17 protein-coding genes are annotated in these 20,606 nt (G+C 72.4%); 11 read left to right on the top strand and 6 right to left on the bottom strand.

The genetic code is table 11. From position 1 onward, the window contains the following. The first annotated feature begins 35 nt into the window (after positions 1 to 35). From ACZ6Y1_RS17000 to ACZ6Y1_RS16990, 3 genes are all read left to right on the top strand, one after another. Complete coding sequence (locus ACZ6Y1_RS17000; protein ID WP_469629365.1) at positions 36 to 1,442, top strand: class II fumarate hydratase; 1,407 nt, start codon at positions 36 to 38, stop codon at positions 1,440 to 1,442. Between the two features lie 142 nt (positions 1,443 to 1,584). Beyond that, positions 1,585 to 2,283, top strand: coding sequence for a cytidylyl-2-hydroxypropylphosphonate hydrolase (gene fomD / locus ACZ6Y1_RS16995; protein WP_469629363.1), 699 nt, complete (start codon positions 1,585 to 1,587; stop codon positions 2,281 to 2,283). 255 nt (positions 2,284 to 2,538) lie between these two features. Continuing rightward, a complete protein-coding gene (locus ACZ6Y1_RS16990) occupies positions 2,539 to 4,956 on the top strand; it encodes a SpoIIE family protein phosphatase (protein ID WP_469629360.1) in 2,418 nt (805 codons plus the stop codon). 90 nt (positions 4,957 to 5,046) lie between these two features. On the opposite strand, the gene ACZ6Y1_RS16985 is transcribed toward ACZ6Y1_RS16990, so the two are convergent. Next, the gene (locus ACZ6Y1_RS16985) at positions 5,047 to 7,320 is read right to left on the bottom strand and encodes a transglycosylase domain-containing protein (RefSeq protein WP_469629357.1); all 2,274 of its coding nucleotides are present in this window, start codon (positions 7,318 to 7,320) and stop codon (positions 5,047 to 5,049) included. Positions 7,321 to 7,553: 233 nt separating this feature from the next. Between ACZ6Y1_RS16985 and ACZ6Y1_RS16980 the strand changes: the two genes are divergently transcribed. The 3 genes from ACZ6Y1_RS16980 (at position 7,554) to ACZ6Y1_RS16970 (ending at position 9,612) form a co-directional block, all read left to right on the top strand. After that, positions 7,554 to 8,474 (top strand): SPFH domain-containing protein, encoded by a 921-nt coding sequence (locus tag ACZ6Y1_RS16980; protein WP_469629354.1) that lies wholly within the window; start codon positions 7,554 to 7,556, stop codon positions 8,472 to 8,474. Next, on the top strand, positions 8,471 to 8,797 hold the full coding sequence (locus tag ACZ6Y1_RS16975; protein ID WP_469629351.1) for a type II toxin-antitoxin system antitoxin: 327 nt from the start codon (positions 8,471 to 8,473) through the stop codon (positions 8,795 to 8,797). The genes ACZ6Y1_RS16980 and ACZ6Y1_RS16975 overlap by 4 nt, the downstream gene beginning before the upstream one ends. A 104-nt stretch (positions 8,798 to 8,901) precedes the next feature. Then, positions 8,902 to 9,612, top strand: coding sequence for a peptidylprolyl isomerase (locus ACZ6Y1_RS16970; RefSeq protein WP_469629346.1), 711 nt, complete (start codon positions 8,902 to 8,904; stop codon positions 9,610 to 9,612). Positions 9,613 to 9,722: 110 nt separating this feature from the next. On the opposite strand, the gene ACZ6Y1_RS16965 is transcribed toward ACZ6Y1_RS16970, so the two are convergent. Beyond that, positions 9,723 to 11,228 carry a DUF2079 domain-containing protein gene (locus ACZ6Y1_RS16965; RefSeq protein ID WP_469629343.1) on the bottom strand — a complete coding sequence of 502 codons (1,506 nt, stop codon included), beginning with the start codon at positions 11,226 to 11,228 and terminating at the stop codon, positions 9,723 to 9,725. 152 nt (positions 11,229 to 11,380) lie between these two features. Here ACZ6Y1_RS16965 and ACZ6Y1_RS16960 point away from each other — a divergent pair, with 152 nt between their 5' ends. The 3 genes from ACZ6Y1_RS16960 to ACZ6Y1_RS16950 are packed head-to-tail and all read left to right on the top strand — an operon-like array spanning position 11,381 to position 14,921. Beyond that, positions 11,381 to 11,905, top strand: a complete 525-nt coding sequence (locus ACZ6Y1_RS16960; RefSeq protein ID WP_469629340.1) for a PadR family transcriptional regulator — start codon at positions 11,381 to 11,383, stop codon at positions 11,903 to 11,905. Next, positions 11,902 to 12,588 carry an ABC transporter ATP-binding protein gene (locus tag ACZ6Y1_RS16955; RefSeq protein WP_469629337.1) on the top strand — a complete coding sequence of 229 codons (687 nt, stop codon included), beginning with the start codon at positions 11,902 to 11,904 and terminating at the stop codon, positions 12,586 to 12,588. The genes ACZ6Y1_RS16960 and ACZ6Y1_RS16955 overlap by 4 nt, the downstream gene beginning before the upstream one ends. Continuing rightward, the gene (locus tag ACZ6Y1_RS16950; protein WP_469629334.1) at positions 12,585 to 14,921 is read left to right on the top strand and encodes an ABC transporter permease; all 2,337 of its coding nucleotides are present in this window, start codon (positions 12,585 to 12,587) and stop codon (positions 14,919 to 14,921) included. The genes ACZ6Y1_RS16955 and ACZ6Y1_RS16950 overlap by 4 nt, the downstream gene beginning before the upstream one ends. 210 nt (positions 14,922 to 15,131) lie before the next feature. Here the strand turns inward: ACZ6Y1_RS16950 and ACZ6Y1_RS16945 are convergent, their stop codons facing one another. Next, positions 15,132 to 16,088, bottom strand: a complete 957-nt coding sequence (locus ACZ6Y1_RS16945) for a hydrogen peroxide-inducible genes activator (protein ID WP_469629331.1) — start codon at positions 16,086 to 16,088, stop codon at positions 15,132 to 15,134. 135 nt (positions 16,089 to 16,223) lie between these two features. Here ACZ6Y1_RS16945 and ACZ6Y1_RS16940 point away from each other — a divergent pair, with 135 nt between their 5' ends. Continuing rightward, the gene (locus tag ACZ6Y1_RS16940) at positions 16,224 to 16,778 is read left to right on the top strand and encodes a peroxiredoxin (protein WP_469629329.1); all 555 of its coding nucleotides are present in this window, start codon (positions 16,224 to 16,226) and stop codon (positions 16,776 to 16,778) included. 2 nt (positions 16,779 to 16,780) lie between these two features. Continuing rightward, positions 16,781 to 17,320 carry an alkyl hydroperoxide reductase gene (locus ACZ6Y1_RS16935; RefSeq protein WP_469629326.1) on the top strand — a complete coding sequence of 180 codons (540 nt, stop codon included), beginning with the start codon at positions 16,781 to 16,783 and terminating at the stop codon, positions 17,318 to 17,320. 191 nt (positions 17,321 to 17,511) lie between these two features. Here ACZ6Y1_RS16935 and ACZ6Y1_RS16930 read toward each other — a convergent pair whose 3' ends face one another. The 3 genes from ACZ6Y1_RS16930 to ACZ6Y1_RS16920 form a co-directional block, all read right to left on the bottom strand. Further along, positions 17,512 to 18,180, bottom strand: a complete 669-nt coding sequence (locus ACZ6Y1_RS16930; protein ID WP_469629323.1) for a hypothetical protein — start codon at positions 18,178 to 18,180, stop codon at positions 17,512 to 17,514. Further along, positions 18,177 to 19,499 (bottom strand): AI-2E family transporter, encoded by a 1,323-nt coding sequence (locus ACZ6Y1_RS16925; protein ID WP_469629318.1) that lies wholly within the window; start codon positions 19,497 to 19,499, stop codon positions 18,177 to 18,179. The genes ACZ6Y1_RS16930 and ACZ6Y1_RS16925 overlap by 4 nt, the downstream gene beginning before the upstream one ends. A 123-nt stretch (positions 19,500 to 19,622) precedes the next feature. Continuing rightward, the gene (locus ACZ6Y1_RS16920) at positions 19,623 to 20,324 is read right to left on the bottom strand and encodes an aggregation-promoting factor C-terminal-like domain-containing protein (RefSeq protein WP_469629315.1); all 702 of its coding nucleotides are present in this window, start codon (positions 20,322 to 20,324) and stop codon (positions 19,623 to 19,625) included. Positions 20,325 to 20,606: the final 282 nt, after the last annotated feature.

The following is a 20,606-nucleotide window of genomic DNA, read 5'->3' as shown; positions in this document are numbered from 1 at the left end:
AGACAATTGCTCAACTTTGCGAGGAGGCTACAAAGATGACCGACGATCAGCAGGCCGAAGCGTTCCGGATCGAGCACGACTCCATGGGTGACGTACGGGTCCCCGCGCACGCCAAGTGGCGCGCGCAGACCCAGCGCGCGGTGGAGAACTTCCCCGTCTCCGGGCAGCGCCTGGAGAGCGCCCACATCGCGGCGCTCGCCCGCATCAAGGCCGCGGCCGCCGTGGTGAACGCCCGGCTCGGGGTCGTGGACGAGGACATCGCCGCGGCGATCCGGTCCGCGGCCGCCGAGGTCGCGGACGGCCGGTGGGACGACCACTTCCCCGTGGACGTCTTCCAGACCGGCTCCGGGACCTCCTCCAACATGAACGCCAACGAGGTGATCGCCACCCTGGCCACCGAGCGCATGGACGGCGTGCAGGTCCACCCCAACGACCACGTCAACGCCTCGCAGAGCTCCAACGACGTCTTCCCGTCCTCCATCCACATCGCCGCCACCGCCGCCGTCACCCACGAGCTGATCCCGGCCCTGCGGCACCTGGAGATCGTGCTGGAGCGCAAGGCCGCCGAGTTCGAGCACGTGGTCAAGGCCGGGCGGACGCACCTGATGGACGCCACCCCCGTCACCCTGGGCCAGGAGTTCGGCGGATACGCGGCCCAGATCCGCTACGGCGTCGAGCGGCTGCACGCGGCCCTGCCGCGGCTCGCGGAGCTGCCGCTGGGCGGCACCGCGGTGGGCACCGGGATCAACACCCCGCCCGGGTTCTCCGCGGCGGTGATCGCCGAGGTGGCAGCCGCGACCGGACTGCCGCTGGCCGAGGCGCGCGACCACTTCGAGGCCCAGGGTGCCCGGGACGCGCTGGTGGAGACCTCGGGCATGCTCCGTACGGTCGCCGTCTCGCTCACCAAGATCTGCAACGACCTGCGCTGGATGGCCTCCGGGCCGCGCACGGGTTTGGCCGAAATCAACCTCCCGGATCTCCAGCCCGGCTCCTCGATCATGCCCGGCAAGGTCAACCCGGTGGTTCCGGAAGCGGTGCTGATGGTCGCCGCCCAGGTGATGGGGAACGACACGACCGTCGCCGTGGCGGGCGCGGCCGGCAACTTCGAGCTCAACGTGATGCTGCCGGTGATGGCGAAGAACCTCCTCGAATCGATCCGCCTGCTCGCCGCCTCCAGTCGCCTGCTCGCGGACCGCACGGTCGAGGGGATCACCGCCAACACCGCCCGGGCCAGGGAGTACGCCGAATCCTCGCCCTCCGTGGTGACCCCGCTGAACCGCTACATCGGCTACGAGGAGGCCGCCAAGGTCGCCAAGAAGTCCCTCGCGGAACGCAAGACGATCAGGGACGTCGTCCTGGAGTCCGGCTTCGTGGACCGCGGCGACCTCACCCTGGAACAGCTCGACGAGGCCCTGGACGTACTGCGGATGACGCACCCCTGAGCCGGCGGCGGGCGGGGGCGGCCGGGGAGGGCGGCGGCCGGAAGGCTTCGACGGGGGGCCGGATTCGGTCGATTAGCGTCCCCGGCCCCCTCCGTGACCTGCAACGCAGCGGGCGCGGGGGACCCCGCCCTAAGATCTGCGCATGACAGGTACCTTCCGGCCCGCTGGCGATGGCACGGCGCACGGCACGCACTGGGCGCCCGGGGATCAGATCCTCTGGCGCTACCGCGACCACGCGCCGGGGCCGACGGGCCGGGTGCACATCTGCCGCCCGGTGACGGTCGTACGGGACACCGAGGACCTGCTGGCCGTCTGGATGGCCCCGGGCACCGAGTGCGTGAAGCCGGTGCTGGCCGACGGCACGCCCGTGCACGAGGAGCCGCTCGCCACCCGCTACACCGCGCCGCGCACCACCGCGCGCTCGCGCTGGTTCGGCGCGGGCGTGCTGAAGCTGGCCCGGCCCGGGGAGCCGTGGTCGGTGTGGCTGTTCTGGGAGCGCGGCTGGCGGTTCAAGAACTGGTACGTGAACCTGGAGTCGCCGCTGGCCAGGTGGTCCGGCGGGGTGGACTCCGAGGACCACTTCCTCGACATCTCCGTCTACCCGGACCGCACGTGGAAGTGGCGGGACGAGGACGAGTTCGCGCAGGCGCAGCGCTCCGGGCTGATGGACGCGGAGCAGGCGGAACGGGTGCTGGCGGCGGGGCGCGACGCGGTCGACGTGATCAAGGCGTGGGGGGCGCCGTTCAGTGACGGCTGGGAGGACTGGCGGCCCGATCCGGCATGGACGGTTCCGGTCCTGCCCGAGGACTGGGACCGCACCCCGGCGCATATGACCTCATGAGACCCTTGATGCGCCCCCGGGGTTCAAACGTAGGATCGTTCCGCGAGGTCGCGTGCATTGGGCGGTGCGGGCGGCCCGTGGTTCCGTAAGTGTCGTGTTACGCGCGGTACTTGACCGGAGGTCGAGGCAGGGCGAGAAGTAACGAGGGGGACCCGGAAGCGCGGGGCGGTGGTGCCGCGGCCGCTGAGCGGGTATACCGCGACTGACCGAGTTGAGTGCAGCGCACATCGAGCGCAAACGGACGGAATTCCACGCGTGACGGAGTACCCCACCTCCCAGGAGGGCCCGCAGCCCGTCGCCTCCGGCGGAGGTACGGACGAGCCCGGCCACGGCAAGGCGCCGATCGCCGCCGAGGCCGTACGCACGCATGCCGCCGGCGCCGGCACCGGCACCGGCCCGCTGGACCCGGCGGCTCCCGGGCCGCGCGCGGCCCTCTCCGCGGCCGGGAGCGGCGCCGGACTCCCCCGCCCCCGCCCCAGCCCGGCCCCCGCCGAAGCAGCCCGCGAGCGGGACGGCGCGGCGGCGCGGAACGCGGCGGCCGGGGACGGCCACGAGGCGGGCGCCCAGGGCCCCGGACCCGGTCGGGGCACGACCCGCCCGGGCGGCGCCGCACACCACGAGACGGACGGCGGCGCGGCCGCCGAGCAGCCGCGCAGCCGCGGGGAGGGCGACACCCCGGCCGGGGACGGCAACGTCCCGGCCCGGCCGCGCGCGGAAGGCATCGGCCCCGCCGGCACCGGGACCGGCGGCGACGCGTCCGGGGACGGCCCGGCCCGGGCACGGGACGGCGCGGCCGCCCGTAACGCGGCGGGCGGCGCGGCCGCCGAGGCCCCCCGCACGCCGGGCCCGCGCGGCGAGGCCGGCGGCGGCACAGCCGGGGACGGCAAGGCCGGGATGCCGGGCGTGGAGGTTTCCGCGGCACGCCGGGAAGGCGACCGGCTGCGGTTCGTCGGGGCCGCCACGCGGCGCATCGCCCGCGGCATCGACCTCGACGAGATCGTGCTCGGACTGTGCCGGGCCACCGTCCCGACCTTCTCCGACGCGATCCTGGTCTATCTGCGCGATCCGCTGCCCGTCGGCGACGAGCGCCCCCTCGGCACGGTCGTCTTAAGGCTGCGCCGCACCGACCGGCTCCGGCCGATCGACGATCTGACCACGGTCGAGGGCGCCGGGGCCGCGGGGGCCGCCGGCGAGCTCGACTTCAGTCAGCTCCCGCTGCTCGGCCCGCAGGGTGACCTGCCCGCGGCCGAGCTGTGCGAGATCCGCTCCGGCGGCCCGCTCGCCGAGGTACTGCGCGGCGTCCGGCCCGTGTTCGGGTCCGCCGCCGGTGCCAAGGAGGCCCTCGCCGAGCTGCTGGGCTCCGAGCACCCGCTGCCGCGCGGCAACCGGGCCGTCCTCGCGCCGCTGCGCGGCCGCCGCCGGGTGATCGGCGCGGCCGTGTTCCTGCGCAGCCCGGAGCGGCCCGCGTTCGAGCAGAACGACCTGCTGGTCGCCGCGCAGCTGGCCACGCACACCGCGCTCGGCATCGACAAGGCCGTGCTGTACGGCCGCGAGGCGTACATCGCGGACGAGCTGCAGCGCACCATGCTGCCCGACAGCCTGCCCCAGCCCACCGGGGTGCGGCTCGCCTCGCGCTACCTTCCGGCCGCCGAGACGGCCCGGGTCGGCGGGGACTGGTACGACGCCATACCGCTGCCCGGCAGCCGGGTCGCGCTGGTCGTCGGTGACGTCATGGGCCACTCCATGACCTCGGCCGCGATCATGGGCCAGCTCCGTACGACGGCCCAGACCCTGGCGCAGCTGGACCTGCCCCCGGCCGAGGTGCTGCACCATCTGGACGAGCAGGCGCAGCGGCTGGGTTCGGACCGGATGGCGACGTGCCTGTACGCGGTCTACGACCCGGTCTCGCACCGGATCACCATCGCCAACGCCGGTCACCCGCCGCCCGTGCTCCTGCACCTGGGCGGGCGCGCCGAGGTGCTCCGCGTACCCCCGGGGGCGCCCATCGGCGTCGGCGGCGTGGACTTCGAGGCCGTGGAGCTGGACGCGCCGGCCGGGGCCACCCTGCTGCTGTACACCGACGGCCTGGTGGAGTCGCGGCTGCGGGACGTGTGGACCGGCATCGAGCTGCTCCGCGAGCGGCTGGCCACCACGGCGCAGCTGACCGGCCTGGACCACCCGCCGCCGCTGGAGGCCCTGTGCGACGACGTGCTGGACATGCTCGGGCCGGGGGACCGGGACGACGACATCGCGCTGCTCGCGGCCCGGTTCGACGGGATCGCGCCAAGTGACGTCGCGTACTGGTTCCTGGACCCGGAGGAGACGGCGCCGGGCCGGGCCCGCCGGTTCGCCCGCCGCGCGCTGACGCGCTGGGGCCTGGAGGAGCTGAGCGACTCCCTGGAGCTGTTGGTCAGTGAGGTGGTGACCAATGCCGTCCGGTACGCGGAGCGGCCCGTGACGCTGCGGTTGCTGCGGACGGACGTGCTGCGCTGCGAGGTCGGCGACGACTCGCCGCAGCTGCCCCGCCAGCGCCGGGCGCGGGACACCGACGAGGGTGGCCGCGGCCTGTTCCTGGTCAACCGGATGGCGCGGCGCTGGGGTGCGACCCGGCTGAGCAGCGGCAAGGTGGTCTGGTTCGAGCTGCCGCTGCCGGGCCCGCAGGAGCGCCGCTGAGGGCGGCCGCCGGCAAGGCCCCGTGAGAACGGCAGAACCGCCGCCCGCGCGATGCGGGCGGCGGTTCTCTCGTCTGCGGGCCTACTCCCCCTACTGCGGCGGGAACAGCGGCGGGTCCGGCGGCTTGGGACCGTTCGACTTGGTCGGGGTCGGGCTCGTCGACGGGGAGCCGCTCGGGGTCGGCGACTTCGAGCCGCTCTTGCTCGGCGTCGGCGACGGCGACTGGCTCCCCGCCGGGGTGCTGCTGGCCGACGGAGTGGTCGACGGCGTCGTGGACGGCGTCGGGGAGGCGGTGCGGGTCGGGGCCTGCGGGGCGCCCATGTCCGCCTCCTTCAGGTCGAACTGGCCCGTGTCCTGGCCGGTGAGGACGGCGAGGGTGTAGTTCTTCCAGATCGCGGCGGGGAAGGTGGAACCGCCCGCGCGGCCACCGCCGGCGGTACCGGTCAGGGTGACCTGCTTGTGGGTGCCGGGCTCCTCACCGAACATGGCGACGACGGTGACCAGTTCGGGAGTGAACCCGGTGAACCAGCCCGCGACGTTCTTCTCGGTGGTGCCGGTCTTGCCCGCGGCCTCGTAGACGCTGCTGCGGACCTTGTTGCCGGAGCCGCCCTCGTCGTTGACGACGCCGGTGAGCACCTTGGTGACCGTGTCGGCGGTCTTGCGGGTGATGACCTGGGCGCCGATGGGCGCCTCGGACGGCTTGTACTCGATGTCCTTGTGTTCGGCCTTCTTGATGATGGTCGGGGTGACCTTCTTGCCGTGGTTGTCGAAGGTGGCGTAGACGGCAGCCATCTCCACGGTGTTGGCGCTCATGGTGCCGAGCGACATGGCGGGCTTGTCGGGCTCCCAGCCGTCGCGGTCCTTCATCCCGAGCGACAGGGCCGTCTTCTTCACGTCCTCCGGGCCGACGTCCACGATCATCTGCGCGTACACGGAGTTCACGGAGAAGTCGGTGGCGCCCTGGACGGTGATCATCGGATCGCCGAAGTTGCGGTCGTCCTGGTTCTGCGGGGCGAAGGGGATCTTGCTGCCCTTGACCGGACGCTTGCTGGTGCCGTCGTAGAGGGTGTTCGGGGTGATCGGCTTGCCGTCCTGCGTGGTGGCGTTGTTCTGCAGGGCGGAGGCGAGCACGACCGGCTTGAAGGTCGAGCCGGGCTGGAAGTCGCGGCGCAGGGCGTTGCTGGACCACTGCTCGGACAGGCCGGTGCCCCCGTACATCGCGACGATCGCGCCGGTCTTCGGGTCCACCGAGGTGGCGCCCGCCTGGACGTTCTGGTCCACGGGGCGGTTCTTGGTGTCCTTGCGGTCGAGCTTGGACTCCAGCTCCTCGTTGACGGCGTCCTCGAGGGCCTTCTGCTTCTTCGGGTCGATGTTGAGCGTGATCGTCCAGCCGCCGGCGTCGATCTGCTTCTTGTTGAGGTTGCCCAGGCGCATGAGCTCGTTGTCCGCGGCCTCGACCAGGTAGCCCTTCTGGCCGTCCATGCCGGCGCGGGGCTTGGGCTTGATCGGCGGCTGGAACTCGGTCTTGGCCTTCGTGGCCTCGTCCAGCTTGCCCATGTCGACCATGTTGATGAGCGTGCCGTTGAAGCGGGTCATGACCAGCTTCTGGGCGTTCGGACCGGCGACCGCCCAGTCGTACTGGCTCGGGGCCTGGAGCAGGGCGGCGAGGTAGGTGCCCTGCGCGAGGTTCAGCTGGGAGGCGTCGATGCCGTAGTACGCCTGGGCGGCGGCCTGGATGCCGTAGGCGCCGCGACCGAAGTAGCTGGTGTTGAGGTAGCCCGCGAGGATCTCGGGCTTCTCCATCTGCTGGTCGACCTTGAGGGAGATCACCAGCTCCTTGAGCTTGCGGGTCGGCGTCTGGTCCTGCGTCAGGTAGTGGTTCTTGACGTACTGCTGGGTGATGGTCGAACCGCCGGCCTTGCCCCGGCCGGTGAGCGTGGTCCAGACACCGCGGGCTATGCCCTTGAAGTCGACGCCGCGGTCCTCGTAGAAGGACTTGTTCTCAATGGCGACGAACGCCCACTGGACGTCCTTGGGGATCTTGTCGATGTCGACGATCTCGCGGTTGACCTGGCCCGTGCTGGCCATGGTCGTGCCGTCGGCCCACTTGTAGACGTTGCTCTGCTGTGTCGCCTGGGCGTTGGGATTGGGCACGTCGACGTAGAAGTACAGGCCGACGAGCGCGCCCATGCCGAGCAGCATCATCCCGAAGAACGTGCCGAGGACCTTCTTCCAGGTGAAGAAGCGACGTATGCCGGTGCGTTTGCCGCCGCCCGCCCCTCCCCTGGCGGGCGTCCCGCGCCCGCTCGGCGCACGCCGCGCACTGCGCTGCGTCTGCGCCCTACGCGTTTCTGCTCGGCTCATCGCTCCCGCTCCGCTCGATTACCCCCGACACGTCAGCTCAGAAAGCTAACACCGCAGGCTGTGACAAAGGTTGGCCAACCATCACCAATACCGGTCAATTCGGACGTGAGAATCAGCACCCACGCCACAGGAACCGACGCATGTGAGGGCCGAAGGGTTGCCGTACCGCGAAAAAGTGATATCACTTTGCTAAGCGGCCCGACCGGCCGCGACCAAGAGAAACGGGGCAGACCATGACGAACGCAGCGACCTCACCGGCCGGCGCGTCGGACGGCATACGGGAATTCAGCGCGCGCAGTGTGGGCGGCGGCCTGGCGCTTCTGCTCGGCCTGGTGGGCATCGTGGCCGGGGCGGGTCTGATCGCCGCCGGCGCGGTCCAGACGGCCGCCGCGCCCAAGGCCCTGCTGATCGCGGGCGGCATCCTGCTGGCCGTCGCCTCCGTCGTCGCGATGAGCGGCCTCAACACCGTCGCGCCGGGCGAGGCCCGGGTGGTCCAGCTGTTCGGCCGCTACCGGGGGACGATCCGCACGGACGGACTGCGCTGGGTCAACCCGCTGACCTCCCGGGAGAAGATCTCCACCCGGGTGCGCAACCACGAGACGGCCGTCCTGAAGGTCAACGACGCCTACGGCAACCCGATCGAGCTGGCGGCGGTCGTGGTGTGGCGGGTCGAGGACACGGCCCGGGCCGTCTTCGAGGTCGAGGACTTCACCGAGTTCGTGGAGACCCAGACCGAGGCGGCCGTGCGGCACATCGCGATCGAGTACCCCTACGACGCCCACGACGAGGGCGGGCTGTCCCTGCGGGAGAACGCCGAGGAGATCACCGAGAAGCTCGCGGCCGAGCTGCACGCCCGGGTCGAGGCCGCCGGGGTGAGCATCATCGAGTCCCGCTTCACGCATCTCGCGTACGCTCCGGAGATCGCCTCCGCGATGCTCCAGCGCCAGCAGGCGGGCGCGGTCGTGGCGGCCCGCAAGCAGATCGTGGAAGGCGCGGTGGGCATGGTCGAGCTGGCCCTCACGCGCCTGGCGGAGGAGGACATCGTGGACCTGGATCCGGAGCGCAAGGCCGCCATGGTCTCGAACCTGATGGTGGTCCTGTGCGGGGACCGCGCCGCACAGCCGGTCGTCAACACGGGCACCCTCTACCAGTGACCCGGCCCGAGCCCGCCCGCCGGGACGGCGGCCCGGACCGGCCCGCGCCCCCGGCCGGGGAGCCCGCCGCCGGGGCCCCCGCGGCCCCGACGGCCTCCGCCGCCTCCGGCCCGGGGGGACGGGCGGCGCGCAAGCAGGTGCTGCTGCGGCTGGACCCGCAGGTGTACGACGCGCTGGCCCGGTGGGCGGGCGAGGAGCTGCGCAGCGCGAACGCGCAGATCGAGTTCCTGCTGCGCCGTGCGCTGTCCGAGGCCGGCCGGCTGCCCTCCTCCCCCGGGCCGATCCCCCGCCGCGGCCGTCCCCGTAACGCACCGGATTCCTGAGGGACTTCCGCCGGAATTCCACGGCGTGTGCGACCGTTCCGCCTGAGCGCGAATCGATACGCTCACCGCGTCATACACGGCCGCTCGCGGAATTCGAGGCACGCATGGATCCGACCGGCGAGAAGAACGACGGCGTACGAAGGCCGGCCCGGAAGGCGGGTATCGCGGTCGCGGCGGCCGCCACGTTCGCCGGGCTCACCTGGACCGCGGTCTCCCTCACCAGTGGTCTCACGGATTCCAAGCCGCCCACCGCCGCGTGCTCCTACACGCCCACCCGCCCCGGCGGCGGCGCCGCGGTCCCGCCCTTCGACTCCGAGGACGCGGCCCGTCCGTACACGGCGAAGCTCGTCACCGAGGAGGGCACGGTCACCATCGAGGCCCTGACCAAGGACGCGCCGTGCACCACGAACTCGTTCTCCTTCCTGGCCGGGAAGAAATACTTCGACGGCAGCAAATGCCACCGCGTCACCACCGAGGGGATTTACGTATTGGAATGCGGTGACCCCGCGGGGGAGGGTAATGCCGACCCCGGGTACTGGTTCAAGGATGAAAATCTGGCCGGCGCCTCCTATCCGGCGGGAACCGTCGCCATGTCCAAGGCCAAGCCCGGCAGGAACGGCAGCCAGTTCTTCATCACCTACGCCAGTCCCGACTTCCGCCTGCCGCCCAACTGGACCCCGTTCGGGAAGGTCGTCGGCGGGCTGGACGCGGTGAAGAAGATCGCCGCGAAGGGAACGGTGGACGGGAAGCCGGACGGGAAGCCCAAGGAGCCCGTCGTCATCAAGTCGGTCACGGTGGAGCGCCCGGCCCCGTGACCGCGGCCCGAGGCCGGCGCCGTGGAAAAGCGGCGCGGGGCGCCGGCCCGAGGCCGGCGCCCCGCTCGCACGCCGTGCCGTGACGGCGACGGCGACGGCGACGGCGACGGTTACGGGGTGCGGTTCAGCAGTACGAAGCCGTCCCTCTCCTCCACCGTGCGGTACCCCCGCCTCCGGGCGGTGTCCAGGGCGATCCGCTCCTGCATGACCGACAGCGGCCACCGCCGGAGCGGATCGATCTGGGTGTCGACGACGATCCACTGGGGATCGGGCCGGCTGTCCCCCCAGCCGAACAGGCTGACGCTCGTGCGGTCGGCGAGCTGGGGCACGAGGTGTGTCGACGCCTGGACGGTGGCGTCGTCCGGGATTCGGTCCATCACGCTGTGGGCCACCGCGATGCGGGGGTCCTTCGCCCAGGTCAACGGCTGGGTCAGCTGCCACAGCGGATAGTGCGGCAGCAGCAGCAGGGTGACCGCCGCGCAGCCCGCCAGGTAGCGGTACACGCTGCGGACGCCGGAACCCCGCCGGTGCAGGGCGTCGGCGAAGGCCACGAACACGATCGACATGACCACCAGTGAGTAGTGGCCGCCGGTGCCCCAGTGTTCCGGGTAGTTCGAGGCCAGGCGCCACAGCACGGACGGCAGCGCGATCAGTACGAGCGGCGAGCGCAGGGCCATGAACAGGGTGGGGGCGAGGATGAGGATCAGGGTCGTGACCTTCTCCTGCGGAGTGATCAGTCCGAGCGTCAGCTGGTGGAGGAGGTCGAGCAGGCCGCCCTCCGCCTCGCCCACCAGCACGCCGCCCGTGCCCTGGGCGCTTCCGGGGTTGTGCGACGCGAGGTAACCGTCGAACCCGCCGGGATGGAAGGCCCCCAGCACCAGCAGGGCCAGCCCGGTCCCGGCGACGCCCGCCGCGGCGGTGAGGATCCCGGGCCTGCGCCCGCCCTTCCCGCCCCTCCAGGCGATGATCAGGCCGATCACGGCCACGGTGAGACCGAGGTCCTCCTTCACCAGCAGCAGCGGCAGCGCCCACCACGCGGCGGCGCGCAGCCGGCCGTCGGCGAGGGCGGTCAGGGAGAGCGTGAGCAGCGGAAGGGCGAAGGCCCATTCGTGGAAGTCGGTGGCGACCCCGCTGGCCAGGCCCCACGACAGCCCGTAACAGGTGGCGATGACCGCGGCGGCGGCGGGGCCCAGCGTCCGGCGCGCCCAGAAAGCCAGCGGCAGCACGCTCCCGGCGACCAGCGCGGCCTGCGCCACGAGCAGGGCCTTCACCGAGGGCCACAGCCAGTACAGCGGAGCCAGCAGGGCCAGGACGGGCGAGAAGTGGTCTCCGAGGACGGGGAAGTCCGGCCCCTTGACCTCGGAGACGGGCAGGTGTCCCTCCGCGTAGGACCGTACGACCTGGACGAAGATCGCCAGGTCGAAGCTGCGGGAGAGCAGGCGTTCGTGGATCCGCAGCGACAGGGCCGCGTAGATGAAGTACAGCGCCCCGGCCATGGCCCAGATCCACCAGGTGCGCTCGGGGCGGTCCTGTCCGGGCGGCTGCGGCGCAGCCCGTTCCTCGGTGACTGCCTGCTGGGGCGGGAGTGTGGCCGGGGTCCCGGCGGGTGCGTGCATGAACCGTCAAGATGCCAGCAACCTCCCGGACCGGGGCCGGAGTTGCATTCCGTGTGGGCGGTTTGCGGCCGGATTCCCTTCGGATGGCGGACGCCGGTGGTCGCAGGGCCCTCTATACATCACGCGTATACACACGGTGTACAGTCACGGGCATGTCCATCGGTCACACGCTCCTCGGCCTCCTGGAGGCCGGCCCGCGCCACGGCTACGACCTCAAGCGGGCCTTCGACGAAAAGTTCGGCCACGACCGCCCCCTCGCCTACGGGCAGGTCTACTCGACGATGTCCCGCCTCCTGAAGAACGGCCTCGTCGAGGTCGAGGGGATCGAGAGCGGCGCCGGGCCGGACCGCAAGCGGTACGCGATCACCGACGCCGGCATCACCGACGTCGAGACCTGGCTCTCGCAGCCCGAGAAGCCCGAGCCGTACCTGCACTCGGTGCTCTACACCAAGGTCGTCCTCGCCCTGCTCACCCACCGCAGCGCGAGCGGCCTCCTGGACACCCAGCGCGCCGAGCACCTGCGCCTCATGCGGATCCTGACCGCACGCAAGCGCAAGGGCGACATCGCCGACCAGCTCGTCTGCGACCACGCCCTGTTCCACCTGGAGGCCGACCTCCGCTGGCTGGAGCTCACCGCCGCCCGCCTCGACCAGCTCGCCCAGGAGGTACGCCGATGATGCCGGCCGGATCACTGCTCGCCGCCACGGACCTCCACAAGGCCTACGGCAGCACCAAGGCGCTCGACGGCGCGGAGTTCTCCGTCCACGCCGGCGAGGTCGTCGCCGTCATGGGCCCCTCCGGCTCCGGCAAGTCGACGCTGCTGCACTGCCTCGCCGGCATCGTCACCCCCGACTCCGGCTCCGTCACGTACGCCGGCCGCGAGCTCGCCACGATGAGCGACGCGGAGCGCAGCGCCCTGCGCCGCTCCGATTTCGGCTTCGTGTTCCAGTTCGGGCAGCTCGTGCCGGAGTTGACCTGCGTGGAGAACGTGGCGCTGCCGCTGCGGCTGGCCGGCGTCCGGCGCAAGGAGGCCGAGGCCACCGCCCTGCACTGGATGGAGCGGCTCCAGGTCGAGGACCTGGCCCGCAAGCGCCCCGGTGAGGTCTCCGGCGGCCAGGGCCAGCGCGTGGCGGTAGCCCGGGCGCTGGTCACCGGACCCCGGGTGATCTTCGCCGACGAGCCCACCGGCGCGCTCAACTCCCTCAACGGGGAGCTCGTGATGCAGCTGCTGACGGAGGCCGCCCGGTCCGCGAACGCCGCCGTCGTCCTCGTCACCCACGAGACCCGCGTGGCCGCGTACTCCGACCGCGAGATCGTGGTGCGCGACGGCAGGTCGCTCGACATGGAGCGCGTCATATGAGCACCCTGCGCGCATGGGCCCGGGACCTCGGCATGGGCGTCCGCTTCGCCTTCGGCGGCGGCCGCGAGGGCTGGACCCGCACCCTGTTCACCGGCGTGGGCGTCGGCCTCGGCGTGGCCCTGCTGCTGATCTCCACCGCCCTGCCGAGCGCACTCACCGCCCGCTACGAACGCAGCGACGCCCGCTCCACGATGGACGCGCCGAGGGCCGAACGGCCGGGCCGCGACACCCTGTTGGTCATGGGCGCCGAGCAGACGTACCACGACACGTCGATCGAGGGCTCCCTGCTGCGGGCCGAGGGGCCGGACGCGCCCGTCCCGCCGGGTCTGGAGAGGATCCCCGGCCCGGGCGAGATGGCCGTCTCCCCCGCCCTGAAGCAGCTGCTGGACTCCCCGGACGGCGCGGAGCTGCGCGAGCGCCTCGACTGGCGGATCTCCGGGATCATCGGCGACCCGGGCCTGATGGGCCCCGGCGAGCTCCTCTTCTACGCCGGCAGCGACCGCCTGCAGAAGACCGGCCCCGAGCAGTACCAGGTCGTCCGGATCAGCGGCTTCGCCCCCGTCGAGGACCGCGAGGGGCTCGACCCGGTGCTCACGCTGCTGGTGGTGATGACCTTCGTCGCGCTGCTGCTGCCGGTGGCCGTGTTCATCGCCTCCGCCGTGCGCTTCGGCGGTGAGCGCCGCGACCTGCGCCTCGCGGCGCTGCGGCTGGTCGGCGCGGACGCCCGGACGGTGCGCCGGATCGCCGCCGGGGAGGCCCTGGCCGGCTCCCTCGTCGGGCTGCTGCTGGGCGCCGGGTTCTTCGCGGTGGGCCGCGAGCTGGCGGGCAGCTTCACGCTCCGCCAGCGCAGCGTCTTCCCCGCCGACCTGGACCCCTCGCCGGGACTGGCCGCCCTGGTCGCGGTCGTGGTGCCGGCGGCGGCGGTCGCGGTGACCCTGATCGCGCTGCGCGGCGTGGTCATCGAACCGCTGGGCGTCGTCCGCACGGCGGCCCCGCGCGGCCGCCGCATGTGGTGGCGGCTGCTGCTGCCGCTGGGCGGACTGGGCCTGCTGGTCCCGCTGACGGGCCGCGGCAACGAGGCCGGGGACTTCAACCAGTGGCAGGTCAGCGCCGGCGTCGCGCTGCTCCTGGTCGGCATCACCGCGTTGCTGCCGTGGCTGCTGGAGCGGCTCGTGGCCGGGCTCTCCGGCGGCCCGGTCTCCTGGCAGTTGGCCATCCGGCGCCTCCAGCTGACCGGTGGCGGCGCCGCCCGGCCGGCCAACGGCGTGGCCGTCGCCGTCGCCGGGGCGATCGCCCTGCAGATGCTCTTCGCCGCCGTGGAGAGCGACTACGTCGCGTCCACCGGGCAGGACCCGGCCCGAGCGGCGCTCGCGATCAGCCTTCCCCCGGGCCAGGAGTCCACGGGCGACCTCGCCGCGAAGGTCGCGGCCGCCGAGGGCGTCGTCGCGGCGGTCCCGCTGACCGCGCTCTACGGGCAGCGGCCGGGCCCCGACGACGGGACGCGCACCGAGATCACCGTCGGCACCTGCGAGGCGCTGCGCGAGGTCGCCGAACTGGACTCGTGCGCGGACGGCGACTCCTTCGTACTGGCGGATCCCTACTCCGGCACGCCGCTGCGGCCGGGCGAGAAGCTGGCCATCGACCCGCTCCTGGACTTCGACCCGGACTCCGGGCGCTCCAAGGCCGCCGTCGAATGGGCCGTCCCGGCGGGCGCGCTCCCGGTCACCGGCCGCGCGGACCCGACCGGCAGGATTCGCGGCGGGGTCCTGGTGACTCCCTCGCTGTCCCCGCGGGGGGTGGGCGCGGCGGAGAACGCGCAGGTCTTCGTACAGGTCGACGAGTCCGTGCCGGACGCCCTGGAGAAGGTCCGCACGGCCGCCCTCAGGGCCGATCCGCTCAGCCGCACGCTGACGCTGAAGTACACCAGGGAGAAGGCCGGTTACTCGGCGATCCGCACGGGCCTGTTCTTCGGCGCGACGGCGGTGCTGATCCTGATCGGCGCGAGCCTGCTGGTCTCGCAGCTGGAGCAGTTGCGCGAGCGCAGGAGGCTGCTGTCGGCGCTGGTCGCCTTCGGTACGAAGCGCTCGACGCTGAGCCTGTCGGTGCTGTGGCAGACGGCGCTGCCGATCGGGCTGGGCCTGGCGCTGGCCGCGGCGGTGGGGGTGGGGCTGGGGGCGGTCCTGATGCGGATGACCGGGCGGACGGTGCGGGTCGACTGGGCGTCGGTGGCCGCGATGACGGGCACGGGGGCGGCGCTGGTCGCCGCGGTGACCCTCCTCAGCCTGCCGGCCCTCCTCCGCGTCATGCGCCCGGACGGCCTGCGGACGGAGTGACCGCCGCAGCGCCGCCGCCGGGGCTCCGCCCGCACCCCGCGCCTCAAACGCCGGCGGGGCTGTTTTCCCCCGGCCGGGCCGCAGCCGAAATCCAGCCCCGCCGGCGTTTGAGGCGCGGAGTCTGGGGCGGAGCCCCGGCAACGGCGCCGCGCCGGCGCCAACCCGCCGCGGCAGCACCCGGCGGGGTCCGGGCCGCGTTTGGTCGGGCGGTCAGTCCGCCAGGCAGACCGGCAGGAGACGGACCGCCTCCCGGAGGGCGGCCGCGACCGCGCGGAACTCCTCCTCCCGCGCCGTCCCCGTCCGCATCGCCAAGGCGACCCGCCGCGCCGGCGCGGGCTCCGCGAAGTACCCGGTGGCCAGCCGCTCGTTCCGCGCCGTCTCCAGCCGCAGCGCGGTCCGCGGCAGCAGCGTCACCCCGAGTCCCCCTGCGACCAGTTGTACGAGGGTGGACAGCCCGGCGGCGGTCGTGGTGACGTCCGCGCCCGAGGCCCGGCCCGCCTCGCGGCAGATGTCCAGGGCCTGGTCGCGCAGGCAGTGCCCCTCGTCCAGCAACAGCAGCTGCAGTCCCCGCAGTTCCTCCAGCGGGATGTCCCGCCGCCCCGCCAGCTCGTGCTCCCGGGGCGCCAGCAGGACGAATTCCTCGTCGAAGAGCGGCAGTTCGGTGACCCCCGGCACACCCAGCGGCACCGCGAGCAGCAGCAGGTCCAGCCGCCCGCCGGCCAGGCCCTCCAGCAGCGAGGCCGTCTGCTCCTCGTGGACCTGGAGGTCCATCCCCGGGTAACGCCCGCGGAAGAGCCGCAGCACCGTCGGCAGCAGGTACGGCGCCACCGTGGGGATCACCCCGAGCCGCAGCACCCCGGTGAACGGCGCCCGCACGGCCTCGGCTTCCTCCATGAGCCCGCCCACGGCGTCCAGCACCGTCCGCGCACGCGCCGCGATCCGCTCCCCCGCCGGCGACAGCAGCACCTTGCGCGTGGTCCGCTCCAGGAGCCGTACGCCGAGGGCCTCCTCCAGCGCGGAGACGGCCCCCGAGAGCGCGGGCTGGCTCATGCCGATCGCCGCCGCCGCGTCCCGGAAGTGCAAGTGCTCGGCGACCGCCGCGAAGGCACGCAGCTGCGCGAGCGTCGGCTGCTTCGCGGGCTTCGCTCCCCTGTTACCCGTAGCCACTGATAGGCACCTCCGATCACCTGCCGCAAGAGTAGCTATTTCTGTAATCAATGCCGGTGTGCCAGCATGTGAGATCCGTCCAACCCCCTCGGAAAACCCCCAAAAAGGGCTCTTTCCATTCCGTAAGGAGAGCGCGTGCTCACTGTCGGCGACCAGTTCCCCACCTTCGACCTGACCGCGTGCGTCTCGCTCGAAGCAGGCAGCGAGTTCGCGCAGATCGACCACAAGACGTACGAGGGCAAGTGGAAGGTCGTCTTCGCCTGGCCCCTCGACTTCACCTTCGTCTGCCCGACCGAGATCGCCGCCTTCGGCAAGCTGAACGAGGAGTTCGCCGACCGCGACGCGCAGATCCTCGGCTTCTCGCTCGACTCCGAGTACGTGCACCACGCCTGGCGCAAGGACCACGCCGACCTGCGTGACCTGCCCTTCCCGATGATGTCCGACATCAAGCGCGAGCTGTCGACCGACCTCGGCATCCTGGGCCAGGACGGTCTGCCGATGCGCGCCGTCTTCATCGTGGACCCGAACAACGAGATCCAGTTCTCGATGGTGACCGCCGGTTCCGTGGGCCGTAACCCCAAGGAGGTCCTGCGGGTCCTCGACGCCCTGCAGACCGACGAGCTGTGCCCCTGCAACTGGAACAAGGGCGACAGCACCCTCGACGCCGGCGCCCTGCTGGCCGGTGAGTGACGATGTCCCTCGACTCCCTCAAGTCCGCCATACCGGACTTCGCCAAGGACCTGAAGCTGAACCTCGGTTCGGTCATCGGGAACCAGGACACCCTCACCCAGCAGCAGCTGTGGGGCACGGTCCTGTCCTGCGCGATCGCCGCCCGCTCCCCGCTCGTCCTGCGTGAGCTGGAGCCGGAGGCCAGGGCCGCCCTGTCTCCGGAGGCGTACACCGCCGCCAAGTCCGCCGCCGCGGTCATGGCGATGAACAACGTCTTCTACCGCACCCGCCACCTGCTCTCCGACCCGGAGTACGGCAACCTGCGGGCGGGCCTGCGGATGAACGTCATCGGCAACCCGGGCGTGGAGAAGGTCGACTTCGAGCTGTGGTCGCTCGCGGTCTCCGCGGTCAACGGCTGCGGCCAGTGCCTGGACTCGCACGAGCAGGTCCTGCGCAAGCACGGCCTGGACCGCGAGACGGTCCAGGAGGCCTTCAAGATCGCCTCGGTGATCCAGGCCGTCGCCGTCACCCTCGACGCGGAAGCGGCCATCGCCGCCGAGTAGTCACCGCTACGGGTCCAGGGCCCCTCGCAGCCGTCACCGGCCGCGGGGGCCCTGCTCGTTCCCGGCGGCGCGCCGCCCGTGCCACCGCACCGCCCCGCCCACCGCACCGCCCCGGCCATCGCGCCGCGCGTGCCACCGCATCGCCCGGCCATCGCGCCGCGCCGGCCACCGCGAGGACGGGGCCGCCGCGTTCACCGCTTCTTCAGTGCCGCCATCATCACGCGCATGTCCTCGATCATCGCCGCCCTGAGCGCGTCCCCGTCGGTCCCGGAGGTCTCGTCCTCCGCCCACCACTGGACCGTGATCGTGAAAACCGCTCCGCCGTCCAGCACCTGAAGCAGCGGCTCCCTCACCGAGCCGCCGATCAGCGCCCGTTCCCCGAGCCCCGGGACCTGCTGCGGCGCGCCGGGCGCGGGGTCCGCGTAGGGATCGATCCGGAGCAGGGTGCCGAACTCCGGCCCGGGGTCTGTCTTCCTGTGCAGGTCGACCCGCGCCTGGCCGTAGTACGAGGCCCGCCCCGGGACCCGCAGCGAGCTGTAGCCGCACAAGGACCAGTCCAGCGCGGGAGATCCGCCGTGGCGCTCCCGGCCCTTCTCGAACCCGCCGGCCAGGGTGCCGAGCCCGCTCAGCGGTGCGTCCTTGCACAGGTCCCCGGAGTGCCGGTACGAGATCCGCGGCGCGGCGGAGAATCGATCCTGCGCCGCCAGGGCCCCGGCCCACACCGCCGAGGCCATCAGGGCCCCGCCGAGCGCCCACAGCCACGGCCGGCGCCCCGCGCGCCCCCGGGGAGCCTCGGGGTGGTCCTCCTCGGCCGGAGGGCCGCCGTGCCACTCGCCGTCGAGCTCGGGCTCGCCGATCACGCGTGCGGGCCGTCCGTGCCGCTGACGGCGGTGGCGCCGTGCGGCGCCGGGCCGACCGGCGAGACGGCGGGGTGCAGCTGCTCGCGCGAGTACGCCCGCAGGTAGACCACGACCGTGTTGGTGACGGCCACCAGCGGCACGGCCACCACGGCCCCGCCGATGCCCGCGATCATCCCGCCGGCCGCCACGACCAGCACCACCGCGAGCGGGTGGACCCGTACCGCCCGGCCCAGGATGAAGGGCTGGAGCACGTGCCCCTCGATCTGCTGCACCGCGAGCACCACGCCCAGCACCGCCAGCGCGATGACCGGACCCTGCGTCACCAGCGCCACGACCACCGCGAGGGCGCCCGAGATGACGGCGCCGACGAGCGGGATGAAGGCGAACAGGAAGATGAAGACGGCGAGCGGCACGGCCATCGTCACGTCGAGGAAGTAGAGCCCGAGGCCGATGAAGACGGCGTCGATGAGCGCGACGAGCACGGTGCCGCGCACGTACGCGGTCAGCGTGCGCCAGGCGCGCGGGCCGGCGCCCGCCATGCCGGGCCGGGCGGTGGCCGGGACGAGGCCGAGCACCCAGGTCCAGATCTTCTTGCCGTCGTAGAGCAGGAAGAGCGTGGAGAACATCGCGAGCAGCATGCCCGTCAGCACCTCGACGAGCACCGTCACGCCCTGCAGGCCGGCGGAGGTGATCTGCTCGGTGTTGGTGCCGATGGTCTCGCTGAGGTTCTTCGCGATGTCGTTGATCTGCTTCTCGGTCACGTGGAACGGACTGTCCAGTGCCCAGGTCTTCAGTTCGTTGATGCCCTCGCGGACCCGGTTGGACAGGTCGTCGAGGTTCTCCATGACCTGCCAGACCACGAACCAGCCGACGAGCCCGATGATCACGAAGCCGAGGATCGCGGTGACGGCGGTGGCCGGCCCGCGCGGCATGCCGAGGCGGCGCAGCCGGACCACGAAGGGCTGGAGCAGCGCGGTGACGAGCATGGCGGCGGCGAAGGCGAGGACGACCAGGCGCACTTCGCTGATCACCTTCATCAGCACCCAGAGCATCCCGGCGAGGAGCAGCAGCCGCCAGCTGACCTCGGCGGCCACGCGCATGCCCCACGGGACCACGCTCGCCGGATCGGGCCGCTCGGGGAGGACGACGGCGGCCGGCTGCCCGTCGTGCTCCGGCGCCGGCGCGCTGCCGGGCACGGCGCGGACGGCCAGGTCGCCCCTCGCCTCGGCCTCGATCTCGGCGCGCCGCTCGTCGAGCGCCGCCTCCATCCGGTTCAGCCTGCGCCCCAGCCGGCCGAGCCAGCCTGCCCTCTTCGACATCTCTTTCCCTTCCCCCCGCCCCGTGGTCACACCTCGAAAGACCGTACACGCGAGGAGCCCCGCACCGTATGACGGTGTGGGGCTCCTCGGGGTTGAGCAGGGGGTGCGGCGGCTCTGGGGCGCCTAGTACCAGCCGTTGGACTGGTGGAAGGTCCAGGCGGCGCAGGGGCTGCCGTACCGGTCGTTCATGTAGTTCAGGCCCCACTTGATCTGCGTCGCGGGGTTGGTGCGCCAGTCGGCTCCGGCGGAGGCCATCTTCGAGCCCGGGAGCGCCTGGACCAGACCGTACGCGCCCGAGGACGAGTTGACGGCCTTGTAGTTCCAGGTGGATTCCTGGTTGATGATGTTGGAGAAGCACTGGAACTGGCCGGCCGGGACCATCTGCCGGGCGATGTCCTTGACCTGGGCGACCGTGTAGGAGCTCTGCAGCGCGAAGTCGCCGGCGTCGCGGGCGGCGGAGCGGCTGGCCACGTCCTTCGCCTCGCGGTCCGCCTTGGCCTTGGCCTCGGCGTCCGCCTTCTCCTTCTCCGCGGCGGCCTTCTTGGACTTGGCGTCCTCGGCGGCCTGCAGGCGGGCGGCCTCCTCCGCCGAGCGCTTGGCGTCGGCGTCGGCGGCGTGGGCGATGGAGTCGGCCTGCTGGGTCAGGGACCCGCTCTGGACCGATGCCTGGTCGCCGACCGGGATGTCAGTGAGGAGAGTCGCGCCGGACGCTGTCGTTTCGAGGTCGTTCGAGGGGTCGCCGGCGGCAACGCCCACGACTGCTCCGACGGTGGTGACCGCGGTGGCCGAAGCCACTGCGAACCCCCGGACCGAGATCCGGCTCACACGGTGTCCTTCCAGCAGCGTCCGCAGTGACCGCGCGGGCGCAAAATTGCCCTCGACTCTGGCCTCCGTGGTTCTTGGGTCACTGGAGGCGCTGGCCCGTGGGCAGCTCCCTTGCGGGGCTGCCGCGTGAATCTCCGGGCGGCATACGGCAGTCGGCTGTGGAGTTGTGGTGCTGCGCGTACCTCACGGGAGGTACAGGTGTGCCGTATGCGGGGCCTGACGGAAACCAGACTCTGCCGGACCGCCACGCCGCAAGGCAATTCTCCGTTGCGTGGGAAAGGT

This window comes from Streptomyces sp. NPDC053432, from assembly GCF_055585365.1.
Note: the sequence above shows the minus strand (reverse complement) of the source record. Positions and strands in the feature narration are given on the sequence as shown.